The sequence below is a fragment of the Pseudomonas sp. GW821-FHT12A04 genome (genome assembly GCF_058807755.1).
Window position 1 is genome coordinate 148,254 of sequence record NZ_JBXAQZ010000014.1, and the last position, 15,015, is coordinate 163,268.

At 60.5% G+C, this 15,015-nt stretch carries 13 protein-coding genes; 9 read left to right on the plus strand and 4 right to left on the minus strand.

The features are described 5' to 3' along the window. The first annotated feature begins 291 nt into the window (after positions 1 to 291). Complete coding sequence (gene mprF / locus AC1RS8_RS22125; protein ID WP_090453509.1) at positions 292 to 2,934, plus strand: bifunctional lysylphosphatidylglycerol flippase/synthetase MprF; 2,643 nt, start codon at positions 292 to 294, stop codon at positions 2,932 to 2,934. Further along, positions 2,934 to 4,229, plus strand: a complete 1,296-nt coding sequence (locus AC1RS8_RS22130) for a virulence factor family protein (RefSeq protein WP_489339904.1) — start codon at positions 2,934 to 2,936, stop codon at positions 4,227 to 4,229. The genes mprF and AC1RS8_RS22130 overlap by 1 nt, the downstream gene beginning before the upstream one ends. 183 nt (positions 4,230 to 4,412) lie before the next feature. Here the strand turns inward: AC1RS8_RS22130 and AC1RS8_RS22135 are convergent, their stop codons facing one another. Continuing rightward, a complete protein-coding gene (locus tag AC1RS8_RS22135) occupies positions 4,413 to 6,314 on the minus strand; it encodes a potassium transporter Kup (protein ID WP_489339903.1) in 1,902 nt (633 codons plus the stop codon). A gap of 293 nt (positions 6,315 to 6,607) precedes the next feature. On the opposite strand from AC1RS8_RS22135, the gene rimO reads away from it, so the two are divergent. The 6 genes from rimO (at position 6,608) to tsaA (ending at position 11,846) form a co-directional block, all read left to right on the plus strand. Further along, positions 6,608 to 7,945 (plus strand): 30S ribosomal protein S12 methylthiotransferase RimO, encoded by a 1,338-nt coding sequence (gene rimO / locus AC1RS8_RS22140; protein WP_057716142.1) that lies wholly within the window; start codon positions 6,608 to 6,610, stop codon positions 7,943 to 7,945. Positions 7,946 to 8,057: 112 nt separating this feature from the next. After that, positions 8,058 to 8,531, plus strand: coding sequence for a GNAT family N-acetyltransferase (locus tag AC1RS8_RS22145; RefSeq protein ID WP_150812923.1), 474 nt, complete (start codon positions 8,058 to 8,060; stop codon positions 8,529 to 8,531). 190 nt (positions 8,532 to 8,721) lie between these two features. Beyond that, complete coding sequence (locus AC1RS8_RS22150) at positions 8,722 to 9,432, plus strand: rRNA pseudouridine synthase (protein ID WP_057716144.1); 711 nt, start codon at positions 8,722 to 8,724, stop codon at positions 9,430 to 9,432. A gap of 75 nt (positions 9,433 to 9,507) precedes the next feature. Next, positions 9,508 to 9,978, plus strand: a complete 471-nt coding sequence (locus AC1RS8_RS22155) for a YehS family protein (RefSeq protein ID WP_046041186.1) — start codon at positions 9,508 to 9,510, stop codon at positions 9,976 to 9,978. Positions 9,979 to 10,193: 215 nt separating this feature from the next. Beyond that, positions 10,194 to 10,964, plus strand: a complete 771-nt coding sequence (locus tag AC1RS8_RS22160; RefSeq protein WP_489339902.1) for an SDR family oxidoreductase — start codon at positions 10,194 to 10,196, stop codon at positions 10,962 to 10,964. Between the two features lie 186 nt (positions 10,965 to 11,150). Beyond that, positions 11,151 to 11,846, plus strand: coding sequence for a tRNA (N6-threonylcarbamoyladenosine(37)-N6)-methyltransferase TrmO (gene tsaA / locus AC1RS8_RS22165; protein ID WP_493163580.1), 696 nt, complete (start codon positions 11,151 to 11,153; stop codon positions 11,844 to 11,846). Between the two features lie 182 nt (positions 11,847 to 12,028). On the opposite strand, the gene fpr is transcribed toward tsaA, so the two are convergent. Further along, positions 12,029 to 12,808 carry a ferredoxin-NADP reductase gene (gene fpr / locus AC1RS8_RS22170; RefSeq protein WP_008054100.1) on the minus strand — a complete coding sequence of 260 codons (780 nt, stop codon included), beginning with the start codon at positions 12,806 to 12,808 and terminating at the stop codon, positions 12,029 to 12,031. A gap of 148 nt (positions 12,809 to 12,956) precedes the next feature. Here fpr and AC1RS8_RS22175 point away from each other — a divergent pair, with 148 nt between their 5' ends. Then, the gene (locus AC1RS8_RS22175) at positions 12,957 to 13,883 is read left to right on the plus strand and encodes a LysR family transcriptional regulator (RefSeq protein WP_043302480.1); all 927 of its coding nucleotides are present in this window, start codon (positions 12,957 to 12,959) and stop codon (positions 13,881 to 13,883) included. Here AC1RS8_RS22175 and AC1RS8_RS22180 read toward each other — a convergent pair. Continuing rightward, positions 13,880 to 14,242, minus strand: coding sequence for a diacylglycerol kinase (locus AC1RS8_RS22180; RefSeq protein ID WP_057716147.1), 363 nt, complete (start codon positions 14,240 to 14,242; stop codon positions 13,880 to 13,882). The two genes, AC1RS8_RS22175 and AC1RS8_RS22180, sit on opposite strands and share 4 nt — an antisense overlap. A gap of 75 nt (positions 14,243 to 14,317) precedes the next feature. Then, entirely contained in the window at positions 14,318 to 14,968 is a 651-nt protein-coding gene (gene erdR, locus AC1RS8_RS22185) for a response regulator transcription factor ErdR (RefSeq protein ID WP_090453499.1), read from the minus strand. Between the last annotated feature and the right edge of the window lie 47 nt (positions 14,969 to 15,015).

A 15,015-nucleotide genomic window follows, 5' to 3' on the forward strand; every position in this document is an offset into this window, starting at 1 on the left:
CTCCCGCAACCAAACATCAAAAAAGGCTACTCGAAAGAGTGGCCTTTTTTGTATCTGTTGAAAAAGTCCTTTCGCAACAATGACCTGTCACTGTGTAGCAAGCCGCTTGGGGATCACCCATGCGCCGGGTTCAGACTATGCTCTATCACAGGCTGAAGCCTCCGCGACTGATAACGCGCCATCCCTGTTGCCGGGTGATAGGCGTTAAAATTTGTGATTATTTTTTTCTACAGGGATTGGTAACTTGGCTGGATACCTCCATCCTGTCGCGCACGATCCAAGAGGTGATTGATGCGCGCCAACTCGTCTGATTCACAAGACACTGTCACAGCGACACAACCGATCAATGCCGAGCGCCTGCGCCTGCTTGATCGTTTGAGCAAATACCGTCAACCCATTGGCCTGGCGGTCACCCTGCTGCTGTTCGCGATCGCGCTGATTGCCTGTCGCCACCTGTTGAGCGAACTCGACCTTAACGCCCTGCACGACTCGATCCTCGACGTTCCGAAACCTGCCTTGATGGGCGCGCTGGCTGCAACTGTGGTGGGCTTCATCATTCTGCTCGGCTACGAATGGTCAGCCAGCCGCTATGCCGGGGCGAGCCTGGCACCGCGCACCCTGGCTCTGGGCGGTTTCACGGCCTTTGCCATCGGCAACGCCATCGGTCTTTCAATGTTGTCGGGAGGCTCGGTTCGCTATCGCCTCTATGCCCGTCATGGCCTGGGAGCGGCAGAAGTCGCCCGCATGACTTTGTTCGCCAGCCTCTCGCTGGGTTGCGCCCTGCCACCGCTGGCTGCCCTGGCGACGCTCAGCGACCTGCCAGCGGCGTCCTCCGCCCTGGGACTCTCCGAGACGTTGCTGGGCGTGGTGGCGACTGCCGTGCTCGTGCTGTTTTCAGTGCTGGCCATCGGTATCTACCGTCGACGGCTGCCGGAACAGCCTTACCCGGACAACCTGCTGGTCAGGATCGGGCGCCGCACCTTGCGTCTGCCCGGGCGTCGCCTGACCTTCCTGCAATTGGTCATCACCGCCCTGGACGTAGCCGCCGCCGCGACCGTGCTCTATCTGCTGCTGCCGGAAACACCACCCTTCGGTGCATTCCTTCTGGTTTATCTGCTGGCGCTGGCTGCCGGCGTGCTCAGCCATGTGCCGGGCGGTGTCGGGGTGTTCGAGGCCATTTTGCTGGCGGCGTTTTCCGACACCCTGGGTGCTGCGCCACTGGCGGCCGCCCTGCTGCTCTATCGCTTGATCTACGTAGTCCTGCCCTTGCTGGTGGCCTGCCTGTTGCTGCTGATCAACGAAGGCCAGCGCCTGTTCCAGACACGCCAGACGTTGCGCGCTGCCTCGGGTCTGGCGGCTCCGATACTGGCGGTGCTGGTGTTCCTGTCCGGTGTTGTCCTGCTGTTCTCCGGCGTCACTCCGGAAATCGATACGCGCCTGGAACACATCGGTTTTCTGATCCCCCATCGACTGGTCGATGCTTCGCACTTTGGCGCCAGCCTGGTCGGCGTACTTTGCCTGTTGCTGGCCCAGGGGCTGCGTCGCCGGCTGTCGGCCGCGTGGATGCTGACCACCATTCTGTTGCTGGTCGGCGCCCTGCTCTCACTGCTCAAAGGCTTCGACTGGGAAGAAGCCAGCCTGATGGTGCTGACGGCGAGCCTGCTCGGGGTATTCCGCCGCTCGTTCTATCGCCCCAGCCGACTGACCGAAGTACCGTTCTCGCCGCTGTACCTGGTGGCCAGCCTGTGCGTGCTCGGCGCCTCGATCTGGTTGCTGTTGTTCGCCTACCAGGACGTTCCATACAGTCACCAACTCTGGTGGCAGTTCACTCTGGACGCCGATGCCCCTCGCGGCCTGCGCTCGCTGCTCGGGGCTGCCGTGCTGCTGGTGGTGGTGTCCCTGACCTGGCTGCTGCGCACCGCGCGTCCGGTCATTCACCTGCCCACGCCCGACGAACTGGAGCGCGCCAGCAAGATCCTCATGGCATCGGCCCAACCGGATGGCGGCCTGGCCTTGACCGGCGACAAGGCGCTGCTGTTCCACCCCAACGACGAGGCGTTCCTGATGTACGCCCGTCGCGGTCGCAGCCTGGTGGCGTTGTATGACCCGATCGGCCCGGGCCAGCAACGGGCGGAAATGATCTGGCAGTTCCGCGACCTTTGCGACATCCACCACGCCCGCCCCGTGTTCTATCAAGTGCGTGCAGAGAACCTGCCGTACTACATGGACATCGGCCTGACCGCGATCAAGCTCGGCGAAGAAGCCCGGGTCGACCTCAAACGTTTTGATCTCGAAGCCAAGGGCAAAGAGATGAAGGACCTGCGCTACACCTGGAACCGTGGCACCCGCGACGGCTTGTCCCTGGAAATCCATGAACCCGGCCAGGCGCCGATGGATGAGCTCAAGGTAATTTCCGATGCCTGGCTGACCGGCAAGAACGTCCGGGAGAAAGGTTTTTCACTGGGTCGCTTCAGCGATGACTACCTCAAGCATTTTCGCATCGCGGTGATTCGTTTCGAAGGACGCCCGGTGGCGTTCGCCAACCTGCTCGAGACCTACGGCCATGACCTGGCCAGCCTCGACCTGATGCGCGCGCACCCGGATGCTCCGAAGCTGACCATGGAGTTCATGATGGTCGGCCTGATTCAACATTATAAAAATCATGGATACGCGCGTTTCAGCCTGGGCATGGTGCCGTTGTCGGGGTTGCAACCCCGTCGCGGCGCACCCTTGACCCAGCGCCTTGGCTCGATGGTATTCCGCCGTGGTGAGCAGCTGTACAACTTCCAAGGCTTGCGCCGCTTCAAAGACAAGTTCCAGCCTGATTGGGAACCCCGTTATATGGCCGTGCCCGCCGGACTCGATCCGCTGGTTGCGCTGGCCGACACCGCTGCCCTGATCGCGGGTGGCTTGACCGGATTGGTGAAACGCTGATGATTCAACGCTCCTTGCGGTATGTATTGGGCACACTGGTGATAGTGGCCCTGATTCTCGGTGGCGGTTTCTGGTACCTGAAACGCCCGGCACCGGAGCCGACCCTCGAATTGCTGACCCCGGCCGATGGTGCAGCGATGACCCGTGTCATCCCCGGCACAACGCCACGCGCCCAGGTGCTGGTGGCGGTCAACGAAGACCAGAAACTCAGCGACAAGCAATTGATGACGCTGAGCCGCAGTGGTTCGGCGCAAATTGTCCAGGTGATCCTGCCCAAGGATTGCCTGCTGCAAAGCCGCGCCCTGCAATCGGGCCTGCGCGAACTCAAAGGCCCCGCGACCCTGGTCAGCGGCATCGGCCCTGGCGCTGTGCTGGCCTGGCGCTGGTTGTCCGAGCAAAAGGACGACAAGGCCCAGGCCGTCTCGGTCGACCTGGCCCTGGAAAAGGGCGGCTGCACTCACCTGCTGCCCAAAAGCGCGGCCCACGGTCACTGGCTGGTCGCGTGGAACGACAACCCCGACGACACCAGTGCCGGCTTCGTGCGTGATCAACCGAACGCCGAAACCAGCATCAGCGACTACGACATCAACCTGCCGCAAGTGCTGAATAACGAACTGCGCAAGATCCTCGTCGGTGGCGACAAAGCCGCTGGCGGCCTGCAGATCCCGGTGGTCGAAGTGCCAGCGGGCCAGGCCAGTGACACCGTGACCCTGTTCCTGTCCGGCGACGGCGGCTGGCGCGACCTCGACCGCGACGTGGCGGGCGAGATGGCCAAGATCGGCTACCCGGTGGTCGGCATCGACACCCTGCGCTACTACTGGCAGCACAAGAGCCCGGAGCAAAGCGCGCTGGACCTGACTGAACTGATGCAACACTACCGGCAGAAATGGGGCACCAAGCGCTTCATCCTGACCGGCTATTCGTTCGGCGCCGACGTACTGCCGGCGATCTACAACCGCCTGGCCGAATCGGAACAGCAACGCGTCGACGCGATCATCCTGCTGGCCTTCGCCCGTACCGGCAGCTTCGAGATCGAAGTCGAAGGCTGGCTCGGCAACGCCGGCAAGGAAGCCGCCACCGGCCCGGAAATGGCCAAGCTGCCAGCCGCCAAAGTGGTGTGCATCTACGGCGAAGAAGAAACCGATGAGAGCGGCTGCACCGACAAGACGGCAGTAGGCGAAGCCATCAAGCTGCCTGGCGGCCACCACTTCGACGAGAACTACCCGGCGCTGGCCAAGCGCCTGGTGGATGTGATCGAGAAGCGGCAGGTGAAGGAAACGGCCGCTCAAGAGTGATCTGAGCCTCGTTGAAGAAAAGCCCTCGCCATCTCACGATAGCGGGGGCTTTTTCATTCAACACCACAACACACTGTAGGAGCGAGCTTGCTCGCGATGGACGTCAACGATAACGCTGGCTGCCTGAATGCCCACGGTGAACTCAGGTTTTTCGCGAGCAAGCTCGCTCCTACAGGATCAGGTTTACATTTCGACCTGCGTCCCCAACTCAATCACCCGGTTCAGCGGCAGATTGAAGAAACGCAAATTGCCGTTGGCGTTCTGCAACATGAACGCGAACAGCGCCTCACGCCAGCGCGACATGCCTTCGAGCTTGGAGGCGATGACCGTTTCGCGGCTGAGGAAGTACGTGGTGCGCATGGGGCTGAAATCCAGCTCATCGAGATGACACAGCTTCAGCGCCTGCGGTACGTCCGGCTCATCGGTGAAGCCGAAATGCAGGATGACCCGGAAGAACCCTTCGCCATAGGAGTCGACCTCGAAGCGCCGATTCGGCGGCACCCGCGGGATGTCTTCGTACACTACCGTCAGCAGCACCACTTGCTCGTGCAGTACCTGGTTATGCAGCAGGTTGTGCAACAGCGCGTGGGGCACGGCATCCGGCCGTGCCGTCAGGAACACGGCGGTGCCCTGAACACGATGGGGTGGTTGTACGGCAATGCTGCTGATGAAGATCGGCAGCGGCAATCCACCCTCATCGATACGCTCGACCAGCAACTGCTTGCCGCGCTTCCAGGTGGTCATCAGCACAAACAGCGCGAAACCCGCGATCACCGGGAATGCACCGCCCTGAACGATTTTCGGCACGTTGGCGGCGAAGTACAGACCATCGACCAACATGAAGCCGAACAATATCGGAACCGCGAAGATTGGTGGCCACTTCCACAGCAGCAGCATCACCGCCGACACCAGGATGGTGGTCATCAGCATGGTGCCCGTCACTGCCACGCCATAGGCCGAGGCCAGGGCGCCGGAGGATTCGAAACCGATCACCAGCAGGATCACGCCGACCATCAACGCCCAGTTCACCGCACCGATGTAGATCTGGCCCTGTTCGGCACTGGAAGTGTGTCGGATGTGCATGCGCGGAATGTAACCGAGCTGGATCGCCTGGCGGGTCAGGGAGAACGCACCGGAAATCACCGCTTGCGAGGCAATCACCGTGGCCAGGGTCGACAGGCCGACCAGCGGGATCAACGCCCAGCTCGGCGCCAGCAGGTAGAAGGGGTTACGGGCCGCTTCCGGATCACCTAGCAGCAGCGCGCCCTGGCCGAAGTAGTTCAGCACCAGCGCCGGCAGTACAAGGATGAACCACGCACGTGCGATCGGCTTGCGGCCGAAGTGGCCCATGTCCGCGTACAGCGCTTCGGCACCGGTCAATGCCAGCACCACGGCGCCGAGAATCGTCACGCCCATGCCCGGATGGACCATGAAGAATCGTACGCCCCACACCGGGTTCATCGCTTCCAGGACTTCCGGATGCTGGCTGATGCCATAGACGCCCAATGCACCCAGCACGAGGAACCAGGTGACCATGATCGGCCCGAACAGAATGCCGATGCGCGCCGTGCCGTGACGCTGGATCAGAAACAGCGCGACCAGCACCACCAGCGACAGCGGCACGACCCAATGGTCGATACCTTCGAACGCCAGCCCCAGGCCTTCAATCGCCGACAGTACGGAGATCGCCGGGGTGATCATGCTGTCGCCATAGAACAATGCCGCGCCGATCAGTCCGCAGACCACCAGCAACATGCGCAATTTGGCATGCCCCGCCGCCGCCCGCCGGGCCAGTGCGGTCAAGGCCATGATCCCGCCTTCACCCTGGTTGTCGGCGCGCAGCACGAACATCATGTACTTGATCGACACGACCCAGATCAGCGACCAGAAAATGAGCGCAAGAATCCCCAGCACCCCGTCATGGTTGACCGGCACGCCATAGCCTCCGGAAAATACTTCCTTCAGGGTGTACAACGGACTGGTGCCGATATCGCCATAAACCACCCCGACTGCCGCGACCAGCATGCCGATCGGCTTCACCGCCGAATGCTCGGCATCGGTAGCCTGACTACTTGCCTGACCCATCCACCACTCCTACTTCTCAGACCCGGGCTTCTTTGAAAGAAGCACTATGCTTTGTCGTGCAGCATGCGCTGTTTTACTTCACGTTACAGACGTTTTGTTGACAGTAAAAAATCTGCAAAGCGTAACGGCGCGAAGCATAGCGCAGCACTCGTCGTATTTCCCCGCATAAAGCTGGTCAAGTGAACGACTCATCGCTAGAATTGCGCACTTTTTGATCAGAGGCGCAGTTCAAGCGCCCGTCCGTCGGTTTTGCCCTGCCCGGCAAGCGGCGTCACAAAATACCGAGGTTAGACATGTCCACCACTCCTGCGCCGGCCAATCCAAAGGTTGGCTTCGTATCCCTGGGTTGCCCCAAAGCACTGGTCGACTCCGAGCGCATCCTTACCCAGCTGCGCATGGAAGGCTATGACGTGGTGTCCACCTACCAGGACGCCGATGTCGTGGTAGTCAACACTTGCGGCTTCATCGATTCGGCCAAGGCCGAGTCCCTGGAAGTGATTGGCGAAGCCATCAAGGAAAACGGCAAGGTCATCGTGACCGGCTGCATGGGCGTCGAAGAAGGCAACATTCGCAACGTACACCCGAGCGTGCTGGCGGTGACCGGCCCGCAGCAGTACGAGCAAGTGGTCAATGCCGTGCACGAAGTCGTGCCGCCGCGCCAGGACCACAACCCGCTGATCGACCTGGTGCCGCCACAAGGCATCAAGCTGACCCCGCGCCACTACGCCTACCTGAAGATTTCCGAAGGCTGCAACCACAGCTGCAGTTTCTGCATCATCCCGTCGATGCGCGGCAAACTGGTCAGCCGCCCGGTGGGTGATGTGCTCGACGAGGCCCAGCGTCTGGTCAAGTCCGGCGTCAAAGAGCTGTTGGTAATCTCCCAGGACACCAGCGCCTACGGCGTCGACGTGAAATACCGCACCGGTTTCTGGAACGGCGCGCCGGTGAAAACCCGCATGACCGAACTCTGCGAAGCCCTGAGCACCCTCGGCGTCTGGGTTCGCCTGCACTACGTTTACCCGTACCCGCACGTTGACGAGCTGATCCCGCTGATGGCCGCCGGCAAGATCCTGCCGTACCTGGACATCCCGTTCCAGCACGCCAGCCCGAAAGTGCTCAAGTCGATGAAACGCCCGGCCTTCGAAGACAAGACCCTGGCGCGGATCAAGAACTGGCGCGAAATCTGCCCGGACCTGATCATCCGTTCGACCTTCATCGTCGGCTTCCCGGGCGAGACCGAAGAAGACTTCCAGTACCTGCTGAACTGGCTGACCGAAGCCCAGCTCGACCGCGTCGGCTGCTTCCAGTACTCGCCGGTTGAAGGCGCACCGGCCAATGACCTGGACCTGGAAGTCGTCCCGGACGACATCAAGCAGGACCGCTGGGAGCGCTTCATGGCGCACCAGCAGGCCATCAGCTCGGCGCGTCTGCAAATGCGCATCGGCCGTGAGATCGAAGTGCTGGTCGATGAAGTCGACGAGCAAGGCGCGGTCGGCCGCTGCTTCTTCGATGCCCCGGAAATCGACGGCAACGTATTCATCGACAACGGCAGCAACCTCAAGCCGGGCGACAAGGTCTGGTGCAAAGTGACCGACGCCGACGAATACGATCTGTGGGCTGAACAGATCTAAACGCAAAAAATACGCAAAGCCCCGCTCTCTTGACGAGATGCGGGGCTTTTTTACGGCTATCGTTTGCACATGGAAGGATTCCTATCAACCACTGCATAAGAGGCAGACGGGCATGCGTCAGCATTCGGTCATCCACACGCCGAAACTCGGCGACTACGAAGAATTGACCCGGGTCTGGGAGGCCTCGGTACGCGCCACCCACGACTTTCTGCCAGACAGCTACATCGAACTGCTGAAGAACCTGGTGCTGACCCGCTACCTCGACGCGGTGATGCTGATCTGCACCAAGGATTCGAACCAGCGCATCACCGGGTTCGCCGGCGTCGCGGCCGGCAAGATCGAAATGCTCTTCATCGACCCCGACCATCGCGGCCAGGGCCTGGGCAAGAAATTGTTGCACTATGCCCTGGAACACCTGAACGCCGACGAACTGGACGTCAACGAGCAGAACCCGCAAGCCCTCGGCTTTTACTTCAAGCAAGGCTTCGAGGTCATCGGTCGTTCGGAGGTCGATGGCATGGGGCAGCCGTATCCGTTGTTGCACATGCGTTTGCGTCAGGACCAGCAAAAATCACGGCATGGATGACACGACACAGATCAAATGTGGGAGCGGGCTTGCTCGCGAAGGCGGTGTGTCAGCCAACATACATGTTGAGGCTGATGGCCCTTTCGCGAGCAAGCCCGCTCCCACAAAAAGCCTCACTGCGTAAATGGAACCGGGATTAACCGGCGCCAGGCAGGTACAATGCCCACCCCCTTTTTGTTACGGCCCTGACATGACTGACCCGATTCGTCTCTCCAAACGCCTCATCGAACTCGTCGGCTGTTCCCGTCGGGAGGCTGAGCTGTTCATCGAGGGCGGCTGGGTCACCGTCGACGGTGTGGTCATCGACGAGCCGCAATTCAAGGTCGACACCCAGAAAGTCGAGCTTGATCCAGAAGCCAAGGCCACCGCACCGGAACCGGTGACCCTGCTGCTCAATGTGCCCGCAGGCATGGACGCAGACACCGCCTTGGCCACCCTCGGCGCCGAGACCCTGAGCGAAGAGCACCGCTACGGCAAGCGCCCGTTGCGCGGGCACTTCCTGCGCCTGACCGCCAGCACCGACCTGCAGGCCAACGCCAGCGGGCTGCTGGTGTTCACCCAGGACTGGAAAATCCTGCGCAAACTTACCGCCGACTCCAGCAAGATCGAGCAAGAGTATGTGGTCGAGGTTGAAGGCGAGATGGTGGCCCACGGCCTGAACCGCCTGAACCACGGCCTGACCTACAAGGGCAAGGAGTTGCCGGCGGTCAAGGCCAGCTGGCAGAACGAGAACCGTCTGCGCTTTGCCATGAAGAACCCGCAGCCGGGCATCATCGCCCTGCTCTGCCAGGCGGTCGGCCTCAAGGTCGTCGGTATCCGCCGTATTCGCATCGGTGGCGTGTCCATCGGCAAAGTGCCGGTGGGGCAATGGCGCTATCTGTCCGGCAAAGAGAAGTTCTAAGGCTTTTCTCGCCGCCATCCATTTCGGCGCCGCGCCTGGCCGCGACGCCCACAGCTGAATATCAGGACTGCACACATGATTCATAACGACGTACTGCGCAGCGTGCGCTACATGCTCGACATCAGCGACAAGAAAGTCATCGAGATCATCAAGCTCGGCGGCCTGGACGTGACCCTGCCGGACCTGTTGACCTACCTCGACAAGAAAGAGGAAGACGAGGAAGGTTTCGTACGCTGCCCGGACGAAGTCATGGCGCACTTCCTCGACGGCCTGGTGATCTTCAAGCGCGGCAAGGACGAAAGCCGCCCACCGCAGCCGATCGAAGTGCCGGTGACCAATAACATCATCCTGAAAAAGCTGCGGGTGGCGTTCGAGCTCAAAGAAGACGACATGCACGCAATCCTCAAGGCTGCCGAGTTCCCGGTGTCCAAGCCTGAGCTGAGCGCACTGTTCCGCAAGTTCGGTCACACCAACTATCGTCCATGCGGCGACCAGCTGCTGCGCAATTTCCTCAAGGGCCTGACCCTGCGAGTGCGCCCGCAGTAAGCTCAAGACACATCTGTTTTCTGTAGGAGCTGGCTTGCCAGCGATGGTCGCAAACGATAACGCGTGCTGACTGGATGAACGCGGCGGTCTCTCATCCTTCGCTGGCAAGCCAGCTCCTACAGGACCGAATGCCTCCCTATTCCGCGCAAAAATAGTGGCTCCGCTTCTGGCGGCTGACGACTAGGGTGTAAAGACCTCAGTTCTCAGGATTCGCCATGCATCCCTACTTTTCCCTGCAAGGCCGCACCTCCCTGGTGACCGGCGGCACCCGTGGTATCGGCAAGATGATCGCCAAGGCCTACGTCGAGGCGGGCGCCACCGTATACGTCTGCGCCCGCGACGTCGAAGCCTGCCAGCAAACCGCTGACGAACTCGGTGCACTTGGCCGCTGCCGCGCCATCGCGGCGAACCTCGCCACCGAAGAGGGCGTCCTGCAACTGGCCACGCGCCTGGGCGAGCAGATCACTCATCTGGACATCCTGGTTAACAATGCCGGCACCACCTGGGGCGCGCCATTGGAGAGCTACCCGATCAAGGGCTGGGAAAAAGTCATGCAGCTCAACGTGACGTCGGTGTTCAACTGCATCCAGCAGTTCCTGCCCCTGCTGCGCAAGGCCGGTTCCGAAGCGAATCCGGCGCGGATCATCAACATAGGATCGGTGGCAGGGATTTCCTCCTTCGGCGAGCAGGCGTATGCCTACGGGCCGAGCAAGGCTGCGTTGCACCAACTGTCGAGGATTCTGGCGCGCGAACTGGTGAGCCAGCACATCAACGTCAACGTGATCGCCCCGGGGCGGTTTCCGAGCAAGATGACCCAGCACATCGGCAATGATGAACAGGCGCTGGCGCAGGATACGGCGTTGATCCCGATGAAGCGTTGGGGCCGCGAGGAGGAAATGGCGGCGCTGGCGATCAGCCTGGCGAGTACTGCCGGGGCTTATATGACCGGGAATATCATTCCGCTGGATGGTGGGTTCAGCCTGTAGATCGGCGGTGCGGCTATCGCGGGCAAGCCACGCTCCCACAGGTTTTGAGACGGACACAAATCTTGTGTGCGCTCGAGAACCCTGTGGGAGCGTGGCTTGCCCGCGATGACGGACTGATAGGCGCCACCGGGCCAAAGGCCGTGTGGGTTATCATGCCTGCCTTAAATTCCACCTCGACCCCAAACCATGACCTACAGCGTTTCCCCCATCGGCTTCGTGCGCTCCTGCTTCAAGGAAAAGTTCGCCATTCCGCGCCAACCGCAACTGGCCCCGGCTGCCCGTGGCGTGCTGGAACTGGTGGCTCCGTTCGATCAAGGGGACGCGGTTCAAGGCCTGGAGCAGGTCAGCCACGTGTGGCTTCTGTTCCTGTTCCACCAGGCCCTGCAAGAAAAACCTCGCTTGAAGGTCCGCCCACCGCGCCTCGGCGGCAACAAGTCCATGGGCGTGTTCGCCACCCGCGCCACCCACCGCCCCAATGGCATCGGTCAATCCGTGGTCAAGCTGGACAAGATCGAAGCCAATCGCCTGTGGATATCCGGTATTGACTTGCTGGACGGCACGCCGATTCTCGACATAAAACCCTACGTGCCTTACGCCGACATCATCGATACAGCCACCAACAGCATCGCCAGCGCTGCGCCGCTGTTGATTCCCGTGCAGTGGACGGACGCAGCGCTGCAACAGGCTCACGAGCACGCTCAGCGTCTTGAGGAGCCTTTGGTTGAGTTGATCGAGCAATGCCTGGCGCAAGATCCACGCCCGGCCTATCAAATGCCTGCACCCGAGCGGGAATACGGCGCGCAGTTCTGGGATCTGGATGTGCGTTGGCATTACCCGGCAACAAACGTGATCCGGGTCCTGGAAGTTATCCCGGTTAAATAAACCCGGCAACGAAAAAGCCCGCATGACCTTTTCAGGCCATGCGGGCTTTTCTTTGTGCTGCGTACCTACTGTAGGAGCTGGCTTGCCAGCGATGGGCTCGAACTCACCGCGTTAAACCAGAAAACGCGCGTTATCGTTAACGACCATCGCGAGCGGGCTCGCTCCTACAACGTGACCTGCGGTCACTTCTCGACGAACGCTCGCTCGATCAGGTAATCACCCGGCTCGCGCATCCGCGGCGAAACCTTCAGGCCGAAGCTGTTCAGCACTTCACTGGTCTCGTCGAGCATGCTCGGGCTGCCGCACAGCATGGCGCGGTCGTCCTGCGGGTTGATCGGTGGCAGACCGATGTCGCTGAACAGCTTGCCGCTGCGCATCAGGTCGGTCAGGCGACCTTCGTTCTCGAACGGCTCACGGGTCACGGTCGGGTAGTAGATCAACTTGTCACGCAGCGCGTCACCGAAGAACTCGTTCTGCGGCAGGTGCTCGGTGATGAACTCGCGGTAAGCGACTTCGTTGACGTAACGAACGCCGTGGCACAGGATCACTTTTTCGAAGCGCTCGTAGGTTTCCGGGTCCTGGATGACGCTCATGAACGGCGCCAGACCGGTGCCGGTGCTGAGCAGGTACAAATGTTTGCCAGGCTTGAGGTCATCCAGTACCAGCGTGCCGGTAGGCTTCTTGCTGATGATGATCTCGTCGCCTTCCTTCAGATGCTGCAACTGCGAAGTCAGCGGACCATCAGGCACCTTGATGCTGAAGAACTCGAGATGCTCTTCCCAGTTCGGGCTGGCAATCGAGTAAGCGCGCATAAGCGGGCGGCCGTTGGGCTGTTGCAGGCCGATCATCACGAACTGACCGTTCTCGAAGCGCAGGCCCGGATCACGGGTGCACTTGAAGCTGAACAGAGTGTCGTTCCAGTGGTGAACACTGAGGACACGCTCGTGGTTCATGTTGCTCATGTACGTGGGACTCCTGGAGATTTGTCTGCGCGTGTTCGGCGCCTGCTCTGCAAAAAAAGCCAGCTCTGCGCAATTGCATCGCATTCTAAAGGCAGAGACAATATCTGTTAAATGGATTATTAAGATAAGGGTTATCGGTTATATCGATATGCGATTTACTCTCCGTCAACTTCAAGTATTCGTCGCCGTCGCCCAGCAGGAAAGTGTGTCCCGTGCCGCGGGTCTGCTCAACCTCTCGCAATCGGCGGCGAGCACCTCGATCACCGAACTGGAGCGCCAGTGCAGCTGCCAGTTGTTCGACCGTGCCGGCAAACGGTTGAGCCTGAACGCCCTGGGCAAACAGCTGTTGCCACAAGCGGTGGCGCTGCTGGACCAGGCCAAGGAAATCGAGGACCTGCTCAATGGCAAATCCGGTTTCGGCTCGCTGGCCGTGGGTGCGACCCTGACCATCGGCAATTACCTGGCCACATTGTTGATCGGCAGCTTCATGCAGCGCCACCCGGAAAGCCAGGTGAAGCTGCATGTGCAGAACACTGCCAATATCGTGCAGCAAGTGGCCCACTATGAAATTGATCTGGGTCTAATCGAAGGCGACTGCAGTCATCCGGACATCGAAGTGCAAAGCTGGGTCGAGGACGAACTGGTGGTGTTTTGCGCCCCCCAGCATCCGTTGGCCAAGCGTGGCACGGCCACCATGGAGGAGTTGAGCCACGAAGCCTGGATCCTGCGCGAACAGGGCTCGGGCACGCGGTTGACCTTCGATCAAGCCATGCGCCATCACCGCACTTCGTTAAACATCCGGCTCGAGCTTGAGCACACCGAAGCGATCAAACGCGCGGTGGAGTCTGGTTTGGGGATTGGCTGCATTTCCAGGCTGGCTTTGCGCGACGCATTTCGCCGCGGCAGCCTGGTGCCTGTCGAGACGCCGGATCTGGATCTGGCGCGACAGTTTTATTTCATCTGGCATAAACAGAAATATCAGACCTCGGCGATGCGCGAGTTCCTCGATCTGTGCCGCGCCTTCACCGCCGGGGTTCAGCGCAGCGACGAGATCGTGCTGCCGACGATCGCCTAGAGCAGAATCACCGCCCATACCAGGGCAATCATGCTCAATGCCACGGCCTGGGCGGCACTGCCCATGTCCTTGGCATTCTTGGACAGCGGGTGCCGCTCAAGGGAAATGCGGTCGATGGCCGCTTCCACGGCCGAGTTGAGCAACTCGACGATCAACGCCAACAGGCATACCGCGATCAACAACGCCTGTTCGACCCGGCTGACATTCAGGAAGAACGACAACGGAATCAGGATGACGTTGAGCAATACCAATTGCCGAAAGGCAGCTTCACCGGTGAAGGCTGCGCGCAGGCCGTCCAGCGAATAACCGGAAGCATTGAGAATACGTTTCAGGCCGGTCTGGCCTTTGAAAGGTGACATAGAGTGGGCAACTGGCAAAAAAGAAGTGGGAAAGCTAGTTCAACCAAAGTCAAAAAAGCGTGAATTTGCCAGCCTTTAATGGCTGGAAATTGACTCAAGTTGTTGCAAGAGCAGCGCGGCCTGGGTCCGGGTCCGCACATTCAGTTTACGGAAAATCGCGGTCACGTGCGCCTTGATAGTCGCCTCGGAAACACTCAGCTCGTAGGCGATCTGCTTGTTCAGCAAGCCTTCGCAGACCATGGTCAGTACCCGGAATTGTTGCGGGGTGAGGCTGGCAAGCCCTTCGCTGGCTGCCTTGGCTTCATCCGAGACGCTGACCGCTTCGAACGCCTGTGGCGGCCAGAACACGTCGCCATCGAGGACCGCGCGCACGGCTTTCTGGATCACACTCAAGTCGCTGGATTTGGGAATGAAGCCACTGGCGCCGAATTCACGAGACTTGACCATGATGGTCGGTTCCTCCTGGGCCGAGACCATGACCACCGGAATCTGCGGGTACTGCCCCCGCAGCAGAACCAGCCCGGAAAAACCGTAGGCCCCCGGCATGTTCAGGTCCAGCAGCACCAGATCCCAGTCGGACTTTTCCGTCAGGCGGGCTTCCAGTTCGGCGATGCTCGCCACTTCCACCAGACGGACATCCGGACCAAGGCCCAGGGTCAGCGCTTGATGCAAGGCACTACGAAAAAGTGGGTGGTCATCGGCAATCAGGATTTCGTATGTGGCCATTTTTCAAATGATCCTGTTTTTCATGGGACGCCCGATGCATTCGGACC

Bases quoted from the DNA above. Each gene is read 5' to 3' on its own strand.
- mprF (WP_090453509.1), top strand. From the start codon at position 292: ATGCGCGCCAACTCGTCTGATTCACAAGACACTGTCACAGCGACACAA.
- AC1RS8_RS22130 (WP_489339904.1), top strand. From the start codon at position 2,934: ATGATTCAACGCTCCTTGCGGTATGTATTGGGCACACTGGTGATAGTG.
- AC1RS8_RS22135 (WP_489339903.1), bottom strand. From the start codon at position 6,314: ATGGGTCAGGCAAGTAGTCAGGCTACCGATGCCGAGCATTCGGCGGTG.
- rimO (WP_057716142.1), top strand. From the start codon at position 6,608: ATGTCCACCACTCCTGCGCCGGCCAATCCAAAGGTTGGCTTCGTATCC.
- AC1RS8_RS22145 (WP_150812923.1), top strand. From the start codon at position 8,058: ATGCGTCAGCATTCGGTCATCCACACGCCGAAACTCGGCGACTACGAA.
- AC1RS8_RS22150 (WP_057716144.1), top strand. From the start codon at position 8,722: ATGACTGACCCGATTCGTCTCTCCAAACGCCTCATCGAACTCGTCGGC.
- AC1RS8_RS22155 (WP_046041186.1), top strand. From the start codon at position 9,508: ATGATTCATAACGACGTACTGCGCAGCGTGCGCTACATGCTCGACATC.
- AC1RS8_RS22160 (WP_489339902.1), top strand. From the start codon at position 10,194: ATGCATCCCTACTTTTCCCTGCAAGGCCGCACCTCCCTGGTGACCGGC.
- tsaA (WP_493163580.1), top strand. From the start codon at position 11,151: ATGACCTACAGCGTTTCCCCCATCGGCTTCGTGCGCTCCTGCTTCAAG.
- fpr (WP_008054100.1), bottom strand. From the start codon at position 12,808: ATGAGCAACATGAACCACGAGCGTGTCCTCAGTGTTCACCACTGGAAC.
- AC1RS8_RS22175 (WP_043302480.1), top strand. From the start codon at position 12,957: ATGCGATTTACTCTCCGTCAACTTCAAGTATTCGTCGCCGTCGCCCAG.
- AC1RS8_RS22180 (WP_057716147.1), bottom strand. From the start codon at position 14,242: ATGTCACCTTTCAAAGGCCAGACCGGCCTGAAACGTATTCTCAATGCT.
- erdR (WP_090453499.1), bottom strand. From the start codon at position 14,968: ATGGCCACATACGAAATCCTGATTGCCGATGACCACCCACTTTTTCGT.